The sequence below is a fragment of the Collinsella aerofaciens genome (assembly GCF_005845035.1).
Taxonomy (GTDB): Bacteria; Actinomycetota; Coriobacteriia; order Coriobacteriales; family Coriobacteriaceae; genus Collinsella; species Collinsella aerofaciens_I.
On sequence record NZ_SPFO01000001.1, the window covers coordinates 163,186 to 180,088 of the forward strand.

A 16,903-nucleotide genomic window follows, 5' to 3' on the forward strand; every position below is an offset into this window, starting at 1 on the left:
CGCCGCACGGTAGACACTTAAGGAGATTTCACATGCCGCGTCGTGCAGCAGCTAATCGTCGTGAGGTTCAGCCTGACGCCGTTTACAACAACCGCCTGGTGACTCAGCTCATCAACAAGGTCCTTCTTGACGGCAAGAAGGCCACCGCTGAGCGCATCGTTTACACCGCTTTCGAGATCGTTGCCGAGAAGTCCGAGGGTGGCGACGCTCTCGCTACCTTCAAGAAGGCTATGGACAACGTCAAGCCCACGCTCGAGGTTAAGCCCAAGCGTGTCGGTGGCGCTACCTATCAGGTCCCGATGGAGGTCAACTCCCGTCGTTCCACCGCTCTGGGCATTCGCTGGATCGTCAACTTCTCCCGCGCTCGCAAGGAGAAGACCATGGCCGAGCGTCTCGCCAACGAGATCCTCGACGCTTCCAACGGCCTGGGCGCTTCCGTCAAGAAGCGTGAGGACGTCTTCAAGATGGCCGAGGCCAACCGCGCGTTTTCTCACTATCGTTGGTAAGTTAAGGTAAGGAACTAACATGGCTAAGCCTAAGTACAAGCTTTCCGATACCCGTAACATCGGCATCATGGCTCACATCGATGCCGGTAAGACCACCACGACCGAGCGTATTCTTTACTACACCGGTAAGACCCACAAGATCGGTGAGGTCCATGAGGGCGCTGCCACCATGGACTGGATGGTTCAGGAGCAGGAGCGCGGCGTAACCATTACCTCCGCTGCTACCACGTGCTTCTGGAACAAGGACGGTAAGGACTACCGCATCCAGATCATCGACACCCCGGGCCACGTTGACTTTACCGCCGAGGTCGAGCGCTGCCTGCGCGTCCTCGATGGCGCTGTCGCCGTCTTCGACGCCGTTGCCGGCGTTCAGCCCCAGTCTGAGACCGTTTGGCGTCAGGCTTCTACCTTCAACGTCCCCCGTATCGCCTTCATCAACAAGTATGACCGCGTGGGCGCTGACTTCTTCAACGCTATCGAGACCATGAAGGACCGTCTCGACGCTAACGCCGTGGCCGCTCAGGTCCCGATGGGCGCCGAGGACAACTTCTGGGGCGTCATCGACCTCGTCACCATGACCGCATGGGACTTCAAGGCCGACGACAAGGGCATGACCTACCCCGAGCCGATGGACGAGATCCCGGCTGAGTTCGCCGACATCGCTGCCACCAAGCGCGAGGAGCTCCTCGACGCTGCTGCCAGCTTTGACGACGAGCTCATGGAGAAGATCCTCATGGAGGAGGACTTCACCGTCGAGGAGCTCAAGGCTGCTCTGCGCAAGGGCGTTCTGGCCAACGAGCTCAACCTCGTCTTCGTGGGCTCCGCCTACAAGAACAAGGGCGTCCAGGAGCTGCTCGACGCTGTCGTCGACTACCTGCCCAGCCCGCTCGACGTCGAGGCCGTCACCGGTACCGATCCGGACACCGGCGAGGAGATCGAGCGTCATCCTTCCTTCGACGAGCCCTTCTCCGGCCTGGTCTTCAAGATCATGACCGACCCGTTCGTCGGTAAGCTCACCTACGTCCGCGTTTACTCCGGCCGCGCCGAGTCCGGCTCCTACGTTGTCAACGCTTCCAACGGTCAGCGCGAGCGCCTCGGCCGCATCCTCGAGATGAACGCCGCCGAGCGTATCGACCGTGACGACGCTGCTGCCGGCGACATCGTTGCTTGCGTCGGCTTCAAGAACTCCACCACCGGCGACACCCTGTGCGCCGAGGGCAAGGAGATCGTCCTCGAGAAGATCGAGTTCGCCAAGCCCGTTATCGACGTTGCCATCGAGCCCAAGACCAAGGCCGAGCAGGACAAGATGTCCCTGGCTCTGACCAAGCTCGCCGAGGAGGACCCGACCTTCCAGGTGTCCACCAACCACGAGACCGGCCAGACCATTATCGCCGGCATGGGCGAGCTGCACCTCGAGATCATCGTCGACCGTCTGCTCCGTGAGTTCAAGGTTGACGCTAACGTCGGTAAGCCCCAGGTTGCCTACCGCGAGACCGCTGGTCACGACGTCGAGAAGGCTGAGGGCAAGTTCGTCCGTCAGTCCGGTGGTCGCGGTCAGTACGGCCACGCCGTCATCAAGCTCGAGAAGATGGAGGAGGGCTTCGGCTACGAGTTCGTCAACGCTATCGTCGGCGGCGTCGTGCCCAAGGAGTACATCCCGTCCATCGACAAGGGCATCCAGGAGGCCCTGAACACCGGTGTTATCGCCGGCTTCCCGGTCCTCGACGTTAAGGTCACCCTGTTCGACGGTTCTTACCACGAGGTCGACTCCTCCGAGGCCGCCTTCAAGATCGCCGGTTCCATGGCTATCAAGGACGCCCTCAAGAAGTCCGACCCGCAGCTGCTCGAGCCGATCATGGCTGTCGAGGTCGAGACCCCCGAGCAGTACATGGGCGACGTTATGGGCAACCTCTCCGGTCGCCGCGGCAAGATCGAGGGCATGGAGGATCGCAAGAACAGCAAGCTCATCCGTGCCAAGGTGCCGCTGGGCGAGATGTTCGGTTACGCTACCGACCTTCGCTCCCAGACCCAGGGCCGTGCATCCTACACGATGCAGTTCGACTCTTATGAGCCCGCGCCCAAGTCCATCGTGGACGAGGTCATGAGCAAGAACGCCTAAGTTCGAGCTCCCTGTTACGTAATCCGCGAGAACATCTCTCGCACTCTTTGGAGGTTTAAGTTGGCTACCCAGAAGATCCGCATTCGCCTCAAGGGCTATGATCACGAGGTCGTCGATCAGTCCGCGAAGCTCATCGTCGAGACCGCTCAGAAGACCGGCGCCCGCGTTTCCGGTCCTGTCCCCCTGCCCACCGAGCGCAACCTGTACACGGTTATCCGCTCGCCGCACGTGAACAAGGACTCCCGTGAGCAGTTCGAGATGCGCACCCACAAGCGCCTCATCGACATCCTCGACCCCACCTCGGGCACCGTTGATTCGCTTATGCGTCTCGACCTCCCCGCTGGCGTCGACATCGACATCAAGCTCTAAGCGAAATCGCTCATAGCTTACAGAGCCCCGCTGCCATTACGGTAGCGGGGCTCTTTTGTTTTGAATGGTGACCTTGGGGACCCGGGCAATGCAGCCGAATGGGTGGCTATGGCGTCTCATTTACCCATGGGGCGCAGCGACGCCTCTTCAAAATGGAAGGATCGCAAGTCGTCTTCGGTCTCGATGCACGCGCGACCAAAGTCATCGACGGTTTTAAAGATGCCTCGCGCCAGCTCGTCCCCAGCGGGGGAACGGGCGATAACGTGATCCCCAATCCAATTGAGATGACCGATGTATTCGCCGTGGACGGGCGCGAGCGGTCCGGCGTCTTCTTCCATGGCGTTGAGACGCTCTGCCCATGTGTCTACAGCGTTCACGACCGCGTGATAGACCTCCTTGAGTAGCACATCGACGGCGGGAACATTCTCGTTGAGGTCCGAGAGACCGATTGCCGGCAGGCCGCCATCGGGCACTTCCTGGGGCGTGTAGTTTACGTTGACGCCAATGCCGCAGACGGCGAAGGGCTTGCCCTCGATGTCACGAGCCGCCTCGACTAAGATACCGCCGAGTTTGCGCCCTCGCGCGACGAGGTCGTTGGGCCATTTGAGGCCGATCTCGTTAGCGAGACCTTGCGCCTCGAGCGCGTCGAGCACCGCTAGGCCGCTGACGGCCGCAAGACCAGAGTACTTGGCGGGATCAACACGTGGACGTAGGACAATCGAGAGCAACAGGTTGCCGGCGGTTGAATCCCACTTGTGGCCGCGTCGGCCGCGTCCTGCTGTCTGAGCCCGGGCGGCAAGTCCTGTGCCGTGCGGCGCTCCTTGTTTTCCTGCTTCGAGCAGGTCATCGTTGGTCGATCCGGTTACGTCGACTATCGTTAATTGGGCATCCATAGCGGCTGCTACCTCCTTAATGAATAAGTGAATAACGCAATGATGTCGTGAGGCAGACACAATGTGAAGCCTTTGTCGCATTTGGACAATTTAATGTTAACACGTCAACAAAGACTGAAATGCGCTATCCTCTCTTGGTCGATGTAAACACGTCAACAACTCAAAGGAGGTTAGTGATGGGTTTCACGATACTGGGAACGGGCTCGGCACTTCCCGAGCACAGCGTTTCCAACGACGAGCTGTCCGAGTTCCTTGACACCTCGGATGAGTGGATTTTTACCCGCACGGGGATCAAGAGCCGCCATGTGTGCACCACCGAGTCACTCGACGATCTTGCCGTGGCAGCGAGCGAGCAAGCGCTCCAGACGTCCGGAATCGATGCGAGCCAGTTGGATCTTATCGTCTGTTCGACGACGACGGGCGATCATCTCGTTCCTGCCGAAGCGTGCGCCGTTGCCGAACGCCTGGGTGCCACATGTCCTGCATTCGACGTTTCGGCGGCTTGTGCCGGCTTCGTATTTGCGCTCGATGTCGCCGAGGGCTATATCGCCCGCGGTCGCGCCAAGCACGTGCTGGTCGTAGCCGCCGAGCAGATGACGCGCGCGCTCGATTGGACCGACCGTGCCACGTGCGTGCTCTTTGGCGATGGCGCGGGTGCTGCGGTCATAGGGGCTGGGGGAGAGAATCCCCTTGCTGTTGAGCTTTCGACGGCGCCCGACGTCGAGACGTTGCACGTTCCCGGTCTGGTCGGCAACTCGCCGTTTAAGGCTTCCGCAGATAGCGAGAGCGTGCTGTCCATGAATGGCCGCCGCGTGTTCAAGTTCGGCGTCAACGCCATCTGCGACACGGTCCATAAGCTTGCGAGCGATGCGGGCATTTCGGTCGAAGACATCGACCATTTTGTATTCCATCAGGCTAACGAACGAATCCTGAGTCAGGCGGTCAAGCGCCTGGGCGTGCCGGACGAGCGCGTGGTTCGCACGTTGCGCGAGACCGGCAACATTTCGAGCGCATGCATTCCGCTTGCTCTCGATCGACTGGCAAATACCGGCGCGCTGCACGCGGGCGACACCATCGCCCTGGTCGGATTTGGCGCCGGCTTGGATGTAGGTGGCTATCTACTTCGCTGGAAGTAGTTGCACATAGGAAATGAAAACGCCCCTAGGGCACAAACAAAGGAGAACTACCATGGCAGATCAGAAGACCTTCGAGCGCGTTTGTGACGTTATCCGCGAGACGGCCGGCCTTGACGATGTCGAGATGAAGCCCGAGTCCACGCTCGAGGAGATTGGTCTCGACAGTCTGGGTACCGTCGAGATCCTCGTTGCCGTCGAGGACGAGTTTGGCATTGAGCTCGATACCGAGGAGAACCCCAAGACGGTCGGCGAGTTCGTCGATACGGTCGAGGCGGCATTGGAGAAGTAGTGATGCTCAAGTCTCCTCTCTGCGATCTGCTCGGCATCGAAAAACCCGTGTTCCAGGGTGGCATGGCCTGGATTGCCGACGCCTCGCTGGCATCTGCCGTGTCCGAGGCGGGCGGCTTAGGCATTATCGCGGCCATGAATGCCGACGCAAACTGGCTGCGCGATCAGATCCACGAGCTGCGCGCCAAGACGGATAAGCCCTTTGGCGTCAACGTAATGCTCATGAGCCCGTTTGTCGACGAGGTCGCACAAGTGGTGATTGATGAGCGGGTGCCCGTTGTGGTGACCGGCGCCGGCAATCCCACCAAGTACATGAAGGCCTGGAGCGATGCGGGCATCAAGGTTATTCCCGTCGTGGCTTCGGTGGCGCTGGCGCGTCTCGTGGCGCGTCGCGGAGCAACTGCCGTGGTTGCCGAGGGCACCGAATCAGGCGGCCATATTGGAGAGACCTCGACGATGGCGCTGGTGCCGCAGGTTGTCGATGCGGTCGATATTCCCGTGGTTGCGGCTGGCGGCATCGCCGATGGCCGCGGTGTGGCGGCCGCCTTTATGCTCGGCGCTGCCGGCGTCCAGGTGGGAACACGCTTTCTGGTCGCAAACGAGTGCACCGTATCCGAACAGTACAAAGAGCTGGTGCTCAAGGCAGGCGACACGTCGACGCGTGCGACCGGTCGCTCGACGGGACATCCGGTTCGCGCCCTCAAGAGCCCCTTCACCAACGCGTATGCCAAGAACGAGGCGGCGGGCGCAAGCCCCGAGGAGCTTGGGGCCATGGGCACGGGCGCGCTTCGTAAAGCCGCAAAGGACGGTAATTACGAAGAGGGTTCGTATTTGTGCGGACAGATTGCCGGCATGGTCAACGAACGCCAGAGCGCACGCGAAATCGTCGACGATCTGGTCGATGGCGCCGAGCATGTCCTGAAGGGTGCGTCCGCATGGGTAGCGTAGCGTTTCTGTTTGCCGGTCAGGGTGCCCAGCATCCCGCGATGGGCGTCGACCTCATCGAGGCATCACCGGCGGCTGCCGAGGTGTTCGCCATTGCCGACGAGGTGCGCCCGGGGACCAGTGAGCAGTGCCGGAGCGCCTCCAAGGAGGAGCTCTCGCAGACTGAGAACACGCAGCCTTGCGTGTTCGTGCACGACTTGGCTGTCGCCGTCGCCCTGCGTGAGCACGGCGTGGTACCTGCCGCCTGTGCGGGATTCTCGCTGGGCGAGGTCGCCGCGCTCACCTTTGCGGGGGCGTTCGATACGCGAGCGGGCTTTGAGCTCGTGTGTGAGCGCGCGGCATTGATGGCCACGGCGGCTGAGCGTCACCCCGGCGGCATGCGCGCCGTCATCAAGCTCGATGCGGCGCAAGTCGAGGGCCTGGCAAAACAGGCCGGCGAGGACTGCTGGCCGGTCAACTACAACAGCCCTCAGCAGACGGTTGTGGCCGGAGCGCCCGGTGCGTTGCAGACCCTCGACGTCCTGGTAAAAGGGGCTGGTGGCCGGGCCATGAAGGTCGCGGTGTCGGGTGCATTCCATAGCCCCTATATGGCCGAGGCGACCTGTGGCCTTGCTGCATATATCGATGCCGGTCACGCGCCGTCCCCGTTGCTCATTCCTGTTATGGCAAATATGACGGCGGCGCCCTATCCGGCGGACCCCCAGACGGCATCGGATGTCTTGGCCAACCAGGTGAGTCATGCCGTGCGCTGGGTCGACACGCTGCATGCTCTGCAGGATCAAGGCATCGACACGTTTATTGAGGTCGGCCCCGGCAAAACGCTGTCTGGCCTGGTCAAGCGTACGTTGAGCGACGTTCGTGTGTATTCGTGCGAAACGGCCGAGCAGGTCGCAGCTATTGCCGACGAGCTCGCATAGTTCACAGGGCTGTAACCCGAAAGGAATGACATGGGCAACTTGAACAACGGCGCGCTCGAGCGCAACGACTCACGTCGCGTGGCGCTGGTCACGGGCGGCTCGCGCGGCATCGGTCGCGCTTGTGCCGTGGGCCTGGCGGAGGACGGCTTTGATATCGCCGTCGTCTATGCCGGTAGCGCAGATGCGGCGCGCGAGACGTGCGAAGCCTGTGAGGCGGCTGGCGCCACGGCGCGCGCATATCAATGTGACGTGGCCGACCCCGCTGCCGTCAACACTTGCGTGGAGACGGTCCTCAACGACTTTGGCTCCATTTGGGCGCTCGTCAACAATGCCGGCATCACGCGCGACGGCCTGCTCATGCGTATGGGCGACGATGCCTTCGACCGCGTGCTCGATGTCAATCTCAAGGGAACATTCAATATGACGCGCGCGCTCACCAAGACCTTTATGCGCCAGCGTGGCGGTTGCGTCATCAACATGAGCTCGGTTGTGGGCCTGATGGGCAATGCCGGACAGACCAACTACGCTGCCTCCAAGGCGGGCGTCATCGGCCTGACCAAGGCGGTAGCGCGCGAGCTTGCGCCCCGCGGCGTACGAGTGAACGCGGTCGCCCCCGGATTTGTCGAGACCGATATGACGGCAAAGCTATCGGATAAGGTGCGTGCGGCGTGCGAAGAGCAGATTCCCCTAAAGCGCATGGCGCGCCCCGAGGAAGTGGCCGGCGTGGTGCGCTTTTTGGCGAGTGATGCGGCTGCCTACATTACGGGCGAGGTCGTGCGCGTCGACGGCGGAATGGCGATGTAGAAACCAGGGCCGAACAACGGCTTGGATGAGGAGACCAAGATGGAACAGAGAGTTGCAATCACCGGTATCGGTGCCGTATCGCCGCTCGGTAACACGGCGCTTGCTACCTGGGCGGCCATGTGCGCCGGCACGTGCGGCATCGGCCCGATCACGCACTTCGATACCGATGCGTTTGCCGTTAAGGTGGCGGCCGAGGTCAAGGATTTTGACGGCAACGAGTACTTTGGCAAGCGTGACGCCAAGCACCTGGACCCCTGCGTTCAGTTTGCACTGGCGGCGTCGGACGAGGCCATGCACGATGCGGGCTTTGATGTCGAGGGCGCCATCGATCGCGAGCGCCTGGGCGTCTACGTGGGTTCGGGCGTGGGCGGCATGCAGACACTCGTCGACAACGTCCACACGATTGCCGACCGTGGGCCCCGCCGCGCATCGCCCTATATGATCGCGATGATGATCCCCAATATGGCTTCGGGCAATATCGCAATCCGCCACAAGGCAAAGGGCCCGACCCTGCCCGTGGTGACCGCCTGCGCGACCTCGGCCCATGCCGTGGGCGAGGCGTTCCGCGCCATCAAGCATGGCTATGCCGATGCGATTCTCGCCGGCGGTGCCGAGGCCGCAATCATCCCCGATGCCGTTGCGGGCTTTACGTCCTGCCGTGCTCTCACCACTAATCCTGACCCGTCGACGGCATGCCGTCCGTTCGATGCAGACCGCGACGGCTTTGTGATGGGCGAGGGCGCCTGCGTGCTGGTACTCGAGAGCATGGAACACGCGCTGGCTCGCGGGGCGCACATTTATGCCGAGGTCGTGGGCTACGGCAACACCGATGATGCCTATCACATCACGAGCCCCGATCCCGAGGCTGCCGGCATTGCCCGTGCGATATCGCTGGCGGTGGCCGAGGGCGACGTTAAGCCTTCCGAGGGCCTCTACATCAACGCTCACGGAACCTCGACTAAACTTAACGATTCGTCCGAGACGGCGGGCATTAAGCGTGCGCTCGGCGAGGACGCGGCACGCGCCGCGCACGTCTCGTCGACCAAGTCGATGACCGGCCACATGATCGGTGCTACGGGTGCCATCGAGGTCATGGCCTGCGCCATGGCGCTCGAGCAGGGCGTGGTGCCCCCGACCATTAACTACCACACGCCCGATCCCGCCTGCGATCTTGATTACACGCCCAATCGAGCGGTTCGCGCCGACCTTACCTGGGCGCTTTCGACCAACCTGGGCTTTGGCGGGCACAACGCCGCCATCGCGCTGCGTAGATATACGAGGAGCTAGAGCATGGATTCCAAAAGACTTGCCGAGATAGCCGATGTTATGGAAGACCGCGGCCTCACACGCGTGCGTGTTGAGGAGCCCGATGGCACCGCGGTCGAGCTCGAGCGCGCGAGTGCAGCGCAGCCGGTTGCCGTGCCCATGCCTATGCCGGGTGCCGTGACTGCTCCGGCGGTGGCTCCTGTCGCCATGCCTGCCGCCGCACCGGAACCCGCCGCGCAGGCGTCTGCCGCCGCACCGGAGCCTAAGGGCACAGAGGTGACCGCTCCCATGGTCGGCGTTTTCTATGCTGCCCCGGCGCCGGGCGACGAACCGTTTGTGCACGTGGGCTCCAAGGTCAAGGCCGGCGAGACCCTCTGCATCATCGAGGCCATGAAGGTTCTCAACGAGGTGACGGCAGAGGCGGATGGCGAGGTGCTCGAGATCTGCGTGGCCGACGGTGACCTCGTGGAGTTTGGCAGCTGCCTCATGAGGATCGGATAGGTGATATCCATGAACAAAGAAGAGCTCAAGAAGCTGTTGCCGCATCGCGAGCCGATGCTTTTGCTCGACGAAGCCGAGCTGGTGGGCGACGAGGCCCACGGCAAGATCACGATTACGGGCGACGAGTACTTTTTGCAGGGGCATTTTCCGGGAAACCCGGTTGTCCCCGGCGTGATTCAGTGCGAGATGCTTGCCCAGAACTGCTGCGTGCTGCTGATGGGCGATGAGGAGGCGCGCGGCGCGACGCCGTTCTACACGAGTCTGGACAAGGTGCGCTTTAGGCGTCCGGTGCGCCCGGGCGACACGGTTGATCTGGTGTGCTCCATCACGCGTGCGCGCGGGCCGTTCCGCTTTGCGACGGGTACTGCGAGCGTCAACGGTGAGGTTTGCTGCCGCGCCGATATGTCTTTTGCACTCATGCACGAAAGTTAAGGAAGGCTTCATGTTCGACAAAGTGCTCATCGCCAACCGCGGCGAGGTCGCGGTCCGTGTTATCCGCGCGTGCCGCGATATGGGCATCAAGACCGTCGCCGTCTACTCCACGGCCGATGCGGACGCGCTGCACGTGCAGCTTGCCGACGAGGCGTATTGCATCGGCGGCCCGCGTCTTGCCGAGAGCTACCTCAACGACGATGCCGTGCTCACCTGTGCCGTAAAGTCGGGAGCTAAGGCGATCCATCCCGGCTATGGCTTCTTTTCCGAGAAGGCGAGCTTCGTGCGCGACTGCGACAAGTATGGCCTGGCGTTTGTCGGTCCTTCGGCCGAGGTGATCGACAACATGGGCGACAAGGACGCCGCACGCCGAACGGCTGCCGCGGCGGGCGTGCCCATCGTTCCGGGCTGCGATTTGCTCAAAAGCCCTGAGGAGGCGACGGCCGAGGCCGAGCGCATCGGCTGCCCCGTGCTTATTAAGGCGCGGGCGGGCGGTGGCGGTCGTGGTATTCGCAAGGTCGAGCGCGTGGAAGACGCGGCAAAGGCCTTTATTGAAGCACGTGCCGAGGGCGAGGCCGTTTTTGGCGACGGCGAGTGTTACATGGAGAAGTTCGTCGCGCCGGCGCACCACGTTGAGGTGCAGATTATGGCCGATAAGCAGGGCCATGTGTTTTCGCTCGGCGAGCGTGAGTGCTCGGTGCAGCGCCGCAACCAAAAGCTGATCGAGGAGAGCCCCGCACCGTGCCTCGACGGACACGACGACATTCGTGCCCGTATGCACAAGGCGGCGCGTGACCTGGCTCGTGCCGTTGGCTATGAGGGCGCCGGCACCATTGAGTTTCTGTACTCAGATGACGGCAATTTCTACTTTATGGAAATGAACACGCGCTTGCAGGTGGAGCATCCGGTTACGGAGTTTGTGACCGATACCGACCTGGTCAAGTGGCAGCTGCGCGTGGCAGCCGGCCAGCCTCTGCCATTTGAGCAGGAGGACGTGCCGGTCCGCAACCACGCCATGGAGTGCCGCATCAATGCCGAAACGCCGGACTTTCTGCCGTCATGCGGAACGGTCACCGCGTTGCGTGTACCGGGTGGTCCGCGCGTGCGCTGGGATTCGGCCATGTTCACCGGTGCGACAGTTCCGCCGTACTACGACTCCATGCTCGGCAAGCTCATCGTGTGTGCGCCCACGCGTGACGGCGCCATTCGCAAGATGCGCTCGGCCCTGGGCGAGCTCGTGATTGAGGGCGTGAGCGAAAACAGCGAGCTTCAGCTCGACGTGCTGGCAAACGGCGAGTTCTTGTCGGGCATGTATCACACCGATCTGATGGGGCATCTCTATGCTGATGAATAGAAAAGCGAAGACGGTCAATGTCCTTGAGGGGCCGATGACCGAGTCGTGCGCCGAGTTTCCCGCGCGCCATGTGTTTATCAAGTGTCCGGAGTGCCGCCGTGTGATCGATGAGGCACGCCTGCACGACAACCTCGAGGTCTGCCCTCGTTGCGGCAAACACTTTCGCGTGAGCGGTCGCGCGCGCATGCGCATGACGGTCGACGAGGGCACGTTTGAGGAATGGGATGCCAATCTGGCGTCGGAGGACTTCCTCTCGTTTCCCGGCTATGCCGACAAGCTTAAGAGCGTGAGCGAGCGTTCGGGCGAGCGCGATGCCGTTGTGTGCGGCAGGGGCAAAATCTGCGGTTGCGATACCGCGCTCTTCTTTATGGACGCCAACTTTATGATGGGCTCGATGGGTTCCGTGGTGGGCGAGAAGATCTGTCGCACATTTGAGCATGCGACCGAGCTGGGATTGCCAGTTGTCGGCTTTACCGTTTCGGGCGGTGCGCGCATGCAAGAGGGCGTGACATCGCTTATGCAGATGGCCAAGATTTCTGCGGCGGTTAGGCGCCATAGCGAGGCGGGCGGCCTGTATATCACGGTGCTCACCGACCCCACGACCGGAGGCGTAACCGCGAGCTTTGCCATGGAGGGCGACATTATCCTGGCCGAGCCCGATGCCCTGACGGCATTTGCCGGCCCGCGCGTGATCGAGCAGAACATGCATAAGCGACTGCCCAAGGGATTCCAGCGCTCCGAGTTTTTGCTGGAGCACGGCTTTTGCGATGCCGTTGTTCCGCGTGGCGAGATTGCGCTCACGGTAGGCGAGCTGCTGGCGCTGCACGAAGGGCACGCGCCCGGCCTGGGGGCACCGCACGAGATCGTGCATACGGGTCGCCGCGGCAAAAAGCTGGGGCACTTGTTTAAGCGATCGGCGGCACCAAAAACCGCGCTCGAGATTGTCAAGCAGACCCGCTCGGCAGATCGTGCCACGGCGGGTGAGATAATCTCGCTGGGCCTGGATGGATTTGTGGAGCTGCACGGCGACCGTTACTTTGGCGACGACGCCGCTGTGGTGGCTGGCATTGGCTGGAAAGACGGACGCCCCGTAACGGTCATCGCCATTGAGCGCGGCACCACGACCAAAGAGCGTATGCGCCGCAACTTTGGCATGGCGCATCCCGAGGGCTACCGCAAAGCGCGTCGCCTTATGCGCCAGGCCGAAAAGTTTGGTCGACCGGTTCTGTGCCTGGTCGATACTTCGGGCGCGTTTTGCGGCATCGGTGCCGAGGAGCGCGGTCAGGGCGAGGCGATTGCCCAGAATCTCATGGAGATGAGCGGCCTTAAGACGCCGATTGTCTCGGTGGTGACAGGCGAAGGCGGCTCTGGTGGCGCGCTGGCGCTGTCCATGGCCGACCGCATCCTGATGCTCTCGAGCTCGGCCTATTCGGTCGTGAGCCCCGAGGCCTGTGCGTCGATCCTGTGGAAGGATACCGAGCGCGCGAATGAGGCCGCCGAGGCGCTGAAGCTCACGGCTCCCGATCTGTTGGCGCTCGGCATCATCGACGGCATTGTCGACGATAGGGGCCTGTCGCATGAGGAGATCGCCGGCGCCGTCATGTCCTCGGCATTTGATGCCTTCGATACGCTTGGGCGGCTCGACGACGCGACCCTCGCAAACCTCCGCTACGAAAAGTACCGCGCAATCGGTCGGTACAGCACGATGTAACAAAGGGACAGTCCGCATGTCACATTGGGAAAGGGTTCCTGTGTCACAAGTTTCTAACACCTCGTTTACAACGACGGTTTCATCAAACGCCATGGCCGTGGTGGACTATCTGTCCAAAAGCATGATGTCGGCGCTGCCGTTTATTGTCTGCGCGGCGTTGTTCCGCACCGTCGCCGTCATTATGGGCGAAGGCATGCTGGGCCTATGGTCTGCCGATTCCGAAATCTATCGCCTGTTCTACAGTTGGCTCTATAACGCCGGCTACTACTTTTTGCCCATTTATCTTGGTTGGGCGGCCGCCCGCCAGCTCGGTTGCTCGGAGCAGCTGGGCATGATGCTGGGCGGCGTATTGATTGCGCCCGATCTGCTTAAGCTCGTCGATGCCGCATCGACGACGGGGGCATCGATGACTTCCGTGTATGGCCTGCTTCCCGCGCCGGTCAACGATTACACGACGACTGTTATTCCGGTTCTCATCTCGGTACCCGTGCTTTGGCGAGTGGAGTGTTTCTTTCGGCGCGTTATCCCTCAGGCCGTGGCGTTTTCGTTCGTTCCGTTTGCGACCATGCTCGTCATGGTTCCGGTTTCGCTGTGTATCACGGCACCGGCGGGCAGCTATCTGGGCATGCTGTTGGGCCAGCTTATGTTTATGCTTGGCAATTCCGGTGGCATCGTGTCGCTGCTCACGCTCATGGGGCTTGCCGCGGGCTGGGAGTTCCTAAAGATCGCGGGCGTCAGCAACGTCGTCCTATCGCTCGCCTACGCGCAGTTTATGAGTGTGGGAACGGATTCGTGCATTCTGATCGCCGCGACGATGGCAACGTTTGCCGTTTGGGGCATGCCCTTTGGCGCGTCGCTCCGCGTTGCGGATAAGGACGAGAAGGCGCTCATGCTGGGCTATTCGATCTCGGGTGTTCTTGGCGGCGTAAGCGAGCCGGCGCTGTACGGTTGCGGCTTTAAATATGGCAGGTGCCTGACGTACATGGCCATTGGTGGTGCCGTCGGAGGCCTTGTTGCGGCCGTGGGCCACGTTACGGCCTATACCATCGGCATGACGAATGTCCTCATGGTCATTGGCTTTGCCACAGGTGGTTTTTCGAACCTGCTGTGGTGCTGCGTTGCCGGCGGCACGGCATTTGCGGTGTCTGCGGCGCTGAGCTACTGCTTTGGCGTGGTGCCGGCGAAGGGGCAGGCGGCAGGAGACGGAGCCGATTCGCCCAAAACCTCGAAGAGCGTGGCCGAGGCAAGCGCATAAATCGATCGACAAAGGGGCAGTCCCGCATGTCACATTCCAAGGCCGCGGCCCGTGTGGGCTGCGGCCTTTTTGTATCTGGGGAACAAAGTGGCTACACTACAATCCGGTCAAGCAATAGATATATAAGTAGTACCGTGGGGGCGGATGCAGATGGTCGAGTGGATTGTTAGGCGCGCGCAGGGCGATCGTGCGCGTGTGGGCACGTTAGCGGGCATGGTGTGTATTGTCGCCAATGTGGCGCTATGCGCTGCAAAGGGTGCCATTGGTGTGGTTTCGGGATCGGTTTCGATTGTGGCGGATGCCATGAACAACCTGTCCGATGCCAGCTCGAATATCGTGAGCGTGCTGGGCTTTAAGTTGGCGAGCAAGCCGGCCGACCCCGAGCATCCTTACGGCCACGGTCGCTACGAGTATCTTTCGGGATTGGTCGTGGCGGCCCTCGTGCTGCTGATTGGCGTTGAGCTGGTGAAGTCCTCGGTTGAGCGCGTCATCCACCCCGAACCTGTCGAGTTCTCGCTTGCCCTGGTGGCAGTTCTAGTGCTCTCGATGGTCGTTAAGCTGTGGATGGCGGCCCTCAACCAAAAGCTCGGCGATCGCATTGAGTCCGAGACACTGCATGCGACCGCGCAAGATTCCAAGAACGATGTTCTTGCCACAGGCGCCGTGCTGGCGTGCGCAATTGTTTCGCAGGTGACGCACATCAATCTTGACGCATGGGTCGGCCTTGCCGTTGGCGCTTATATTGGCTGGAGCGGCTTTGAACTCATCCAGGATACGGTGAGTCCGCTTTTGGGCCAGACGCCCGATCCTAAGCTGGTCAAGCACATTCGAGACAAGATCATGAGCTACCCCGGCGTTTTGGGCGTTCACGATCTGATGGTTCACGACTACGGCCCGGGCAGGAAGTTTGCAAGTGCACATGCCGAGATGGCAGCCGAGGCCAGCCCGCTGGAAAGTCACGACACGCTCGATAACATCGAGCAGGCGTTTAGGAACGAAGACGGCATGATTGTCACGCTCCATTACGACCCCATCGTGACCGACGATCCCAAGGTGGCGAGCGTGCGTTTACGCATTAACGCCATGGCTCAACAGATCGATAGCCGCCTTTCAATTCACGATCTGCGCTGTGTGCCGGGCCCTACGCACACCAACGTGATCTTTGACTGCGTGCGGCCCTCGGATCTGCAGATGAGTGCCGAGGACCTAAAACACGAGTTGGCACAACGGGTCGAATCGGAATATCCCAAGTCGGTTGCCAAGATTACGATCGACGAGGACTATGTCGGCCATACCCACGAGTAAGGTCACGCCGATAAAGCAACTGATGCAGAAGGGGAGAGCATGAAGCGCCTATACCTACTCCGCCACGGCCAGACGGAATTCAACGTCAAAAAGCTCGTCCAGGGTCGCTGCGATTCTCCGCTCACCGATCTGGGCCGCCAGCAGGCACGGGCGGCAGCCGCATGGCTCAAGGCCCACGGCGTCGTTCCCGACAAAGTGGTCTCATCACCCTTAGGCCGAGCCATGGACACAGCTCAGCTCGTCGCATGCGAGCTCATCGGCCCGGATGCAGCAGTCGAGCCCTGCAAAGGCATTATCGAGCGCTGCTACGGCACCTTCGAAGAAGGCCCCCACGACGCCCTCCCCACCGACGTCTGGGATCCGGGCGAGGACCTGGTCCCCTTCGGAGGAGAAGGAAGCCGCGCGCTGCAAGAGCGCATGGTAGACACTCTCACCGATATCATGGGCGTCGAGGGCATCGAAACCCTCCTGGCAGTAAGCCACGGCAGCGCCAGCCGCCAATTCATCAAGGCTGCAGCCCCAGAGGGCTTCGAGCTCCCAGCAAAACTCCCCAACTGCGCCATCATGATCTTCAATTTCGATGAGGCAAAGCCACAAGCAGAAGGCGAGCCAATGCAATGCAAGTTCACCCTCCAGCAAATAGTGGACCCTCAACAAAGTAATTAGCTGAGCGAGCAAGGTTTAGCAGACATCAACGTGGCGTTCCCAGTGTGCGGCGGAGGGGGCGGGCCTGAGACATATTAAGGTTGTCGCGAGTTCCGCACGAACAGGAGAGCACTTAATGTGCTCTCCGTCGTGAGCAGGACTGTAGAGCAGCAACCTTAATATGTCTCAGGCCCGCCCCCTCCGCCGCACACTGGGAACGTGCCACGCACTTTACCTGCGTAAACAATGTGAGTGAAATATGAATCTCGATGGATACGCCCGCAGCCGTGTATACTAAACAGCTGTGTGAAACCAGGGGAGTATTCTGGCTGGACAAAATGCCTGCTTAATAGGGTTGTCAGGTAGTCCGGGCGAAATACAAGGCTGGGGAGCACGTCGTGTAAGTAGTGGTCCTCTAGGGGCGTACGCTCGGTGGTGTACGCATTGTCCCAAGACC

General features: G+C 61.3%; 17 protein-coding genes. 16 read left to right on the forward strand and 1 reads right to left on the reverse strand.

What is annotated here, in order from left to right; genetic code table 11:
* Positions 1 to 32 precede the first annotated feature (32 nt).
* From rpsG to rpsJ, 3 genes are read left to right on the forward strand one after another with little or no spacing between them, the layout of a single operon-like run.
* Entirely contained in the window at positions 33 to 506 is a 474-nt protein-coding gene (rpsG, locus tag FGQ67_RS00695) for a 30S ribosomal protein S7 (protein ID WP_006235013.1), read from the forward strand.
* A 19-nt stretch (positions 507 to 525) separates the two neighbouring features.
* On the forward strand, positions 526 to 2,625 hold the full coding sequence (fusA, locus tag FGQ67_RS00700) for an elongation factor G (RefSeq protein WP_117854517.1): 2,100 nt from the start codon (positions 526 to 528) through the stop codon (positions 2,623 to 2,625).
* A gap of 60 nt (positions 2,626 to 2,685) precedes the next feature.
* Positions 2,686 to 2,994, forward strand: a complete 309-nt coding sequence (gene rpsJ / locus FGQ67_RS00705; RefSeq protein WP_022094184.1) for a 30S ribosomal protein S10 — start codon at positions 2,686 to 2,688, stop codon at positions 2,992 to 2,994.
* Positions 2,995 to 3,110: 116 nt separating this feature from the next.
* On the opposite strand, the gene FGQ67_RS00710 is transcribed toward rpsJ, so the two are convergent.
* Positions 3,111 to 3,887 carry a biotin--[acetyl-CoA-carboxylase] ligase gene (locus FGQ67_RS00710; protein WP_171025114.1) on the reverse strand — a complete coding sequence of 259 codons (777 nt, stop codon included), beginning with the start codon at positions 3,885 to 3,887 and terminating at the stop codon, positions 3,111 to 3,113.
* Positions 3,888 to 4,063: 176 nt separating this feature from the next.
* Between FGQ67_RS00710 and FGQ67_RS00715 the strand changes: the two genes are divergently transcribed.
* The 13 genes from FGQ67_RS00715 (at position 4,064) to FGQ67_RS00775 (ending at position 16,467) form a co-directional block, all read left to right on the forward strand.
* Positions 4,064 to 5,023 carry a beta-ketoacyl-ACP synthase III gene (locus FGQ67_RS00715; protein WP_138339615.1) on the forward strand — a complete coding sequence of 320 codons (960 nt, stop codon included), beginning with the start codon at positions 4,064 to 4,066 and terminating at the stop codon, positions 5,021 to 5,023.
* A 52-nt stretch (positions 5,024 to 5,075) separates the two neighbouring features.
* Complete coding sequence (locus FGQ67_RS00720; RefSeq protein WP_055285196.1) at positions 5,076 to 5,312, forward strand: acyl carrier protein; 237 nt, start codon at positions 5,076 to 5,078, stop codon at positions 5,310 to 5,312.
* Between the two features lie 2 nt (positions 5,313 to 5,314).
* Positions 5,315 to 6,259, forward strand: a complete 945-nt coding sequence (gene fabK / locus FGQ67_RS00725) for an enoyl-[acyl-carrier-protein] reductase FabK (protein ID WP_138339616.1) — start codon at positions 5,315 to 5,317, stop codon at positions 6,257 to 6,259.
* Positions 6,247 to 7,173: an ACP S-malonyltransferase gene (locus tag FGQ67_RS00730; RefSeq protein WP_138339617.1), complete on the forward strand. Its 927-nt coding sequence runs from the start codon at positions 6,247 to 6,249 to the stop codon at positions 7,171 to 7,173. The genes fabK and FGQ67_RS00730 overlap by 13 nt, the downstream gene beginning before the upstream one ends.
* A gap of 30 nt (positions 7,174 to 7,203) precedes the next feature.
* Complete coding sequence (fabG, locus tag FGQ67_RS00735; RefSeq protein WP_138339618.1) at positions 7,204 to 7,977, forward strand: 3-oxoacyl-[acyl-carrier-protein] reductase; 774 nt, start codon at positions 7,204 to 7,206, stop codon at positions 7,975 to 7,977.
* A 39-nt stretch (positions 7,978 to 8,016) separates the two neighbouring features.
* Positions 8,017 to 9,264: a beta-ketoacyl-ACP synthase II gene (gene fabF, locus FGQ67_RS00740; protein WP_138339619.1), complete on the forward strand. Its 1,248-nt coding sequence runs from the start codon at positions 8,017 to 8,019 to the stop codon at positions 9,262 to 9,264.
* 3 nt (positions 9,265 to 9,267) lie between these two features.
* On the forward strand, positions 9,268 to 9,744 hold the full coding sequence (gene accB, locus FGQ67_RS00745; RefSeq protein ID WP_138339620.1) for an acetyl-CoA carboxylase biotin carboxyl carrier protein: 477 nt from the start codon (positions 9,268 to 9,270) through the stop codon (positions 9,742 to 9,744).
* Positions 9,745 to 9,753: 9 nt separating this feature from the next.
* Positions 9,754 to 10,176 (forward strand): 3-hydroxyacyl-ACP dehydratase FabZ, encoded by a 423-nt coding sequence (fabZ, locus tag FGQ67_RS00750; RefSeq protein WP_138339621.1) that lies wholly within the window; start codon positions 9,754 to 9,756, stop codon positions 10,174 to 10,176.
* 10 nt (positions 10,177 to 10,186) lie between these two features.
* Positions 10,187 to 11,530 (forward strand): acetyl-CoA carboxylase biotin carboxylase subunit, encoded by a 1,344-nt coding sequence (locus tag FGQ67_RS00755; RefSeq protein ID WP_138339622.1) that lies wholly within the window; start codon positions 10,187 to 10,189, stop codon positions 11,528 to 11,530.
* A gap of 34 nt (positions 11,531 to 11,564) precedes the next feature.
* Positions 11,565 to 13,241, forward strand: coding sequence for an acetyl-CoA carboxylase, carboxyltransferase subunit beta (accD, locus tag FGQ67_RS00760; RefSeq protein ID WP_212745990.1), 1,677 nt, complete (start codon positions 11,565 to 11,567; stop codon positions 13,239 to 13,241).
* 40 nt (positions 13,242 to 13,281) lie between these two features.
* Complete coding sequence (locus tag FGQ67_RS00765; protein WP_138339624.1) at positions 13,282 to 14,496, forward strand: PTS sugar transporter subunit IIC; 1,215 nt, start codon at positions 13,282 to 13,284, stop codon at positions 14,494 to 14,496.
* A gap of 150 nt (positions 14,497 to 14,646) precedes the next feature.
* Positions 14,647 to 15,801 (forward strand): cation diffusion facilitator family transporter, encoded by a 1,155-nt coding sequence (locus FGQ67_RS00770; protein ID WP_249934342.1) that lies wholly within the window; start codon positions 14,647 to 14,649, stop codon positions 15,799 to 15,801.
* Between the two features lie 39 nt (positions 15,802 to 15,840).
* A complete protein-coding gene (locus FGQ67_RS00775) occupies positions 15,841 to 16,467 on the forward strand; it encodes a histidine phosphatase family protein (protein ID WP_138339626.1) in 627 nt (208 codons plus the stop codon).
* Positions 16,468 to 16,903: the final 436 nt, after the last annotated feature.

Excerpts from the sequence above, each read along its gene's own strand:
- fabF (WP_138339619.1), top strand. The coding sequence starts at position 8,017 with ATGGAACAGAGAGTTGCAATCACCGGTATCGGTGCCGTATCGCCGCTC.
- FGQ67_RS00720 (WP_055285196.1), top strand. The coding sequence starts at position 5,076 with ATGGCAGATCAGAAGACCTTCGAGCGCGTTTGTGACGTTATCCGCGAG.
- FGQ67_RS00730 (WP_138339617.1), top strand. The coding sequence starts at position 6,247 with ATGGGTAGCGTAGCGTTTCTGTTTGCCGGTCAGGGTGCCCAGCATCCC.
- accD (WP_212745990.1), top strand. The coding sequence starts at position 11,565 with ATGACCGAGTCGTGCGCCGAGTTTCCCGCGCGCCATGTGTTTATCAAG.
- fusA (WP_117854517.1), top strand. The coding sequence starts at position 526 with ATGGCTAAGCCTAAGTACAAGCTTTCCGATACCCGTAACATCGGCATC.
- FGQ67_RS00775 (WP_138339626.1), top strand. The coding sequence starts at position 15,841 with ATGAAGCGCCTATACCTACTCCGCCACGGCCAGACGGAATTCAACGTC.
- fabG (WP_138339618.1), top strand. The coding sequence starts at position 7,204 with ATGGGCAACTTGAACAACGGCGCGCTCGAGCGCAACGACTCACGTCGC.
- fabZ (WP_138339621.1), top strand. The coding sequence starts at position 9,754 with ATGAACAAAGAAGAGCTCAAGAAGCTGTTGCCGCATCGCGAGCCGATG.
- accB (WP_138339620.1), top strand. The coding sequence starts at position 9,268 with ATGGATTCCAAAAGACTTGCCGAGATAGCCGATGTTATGGAAGACCGC.
- FGQ67_RS00755 (WP_138339622.1), top strand. The coding sequence starts at position 10,187 with ATGTTCGACAAAGTGCTCATCGCCAACCGCGGCGAGGTCGCGGTCCGT.
- rpsG (WP_006235013.1), top strand. The coding sequence starts at position 33 with ATGCCGCGTCGTGCAGCAGCTAATCGTCGTGAGGTTCAGCCTGACGCC.
- FGQ67_RS00710 (WP_171025114.1), bottom strand. The coding sequence starts at position 3,887 with ATGGATGCCCAATTAACGATAGTCGACGTAACCGGATCGACCAACGAT.
- fabK (WP_138339616.1), top strand. The coding sequence starts at position 5,315 with ATGCTCAAGTCTCCTCTCTGCGATCTGCTCGGCATCGAAAAACCCGTG.
- FGQ67_RS00715 (WP_138339615.1), top strand. The coding sequence starts at position 4,064 with ATGGGTTTCACGATACTGGGAACGGGCTCGGCACTTCCCGAGCACAGC.
- FGQ67_RS00770 (WP_249934342.1), top strand. The coding sequence starts at position 14,647 with ATGGTCGAGTGGATTGTTAGGCGCGCGCAGGGCGATCGTGCGCGTGTG.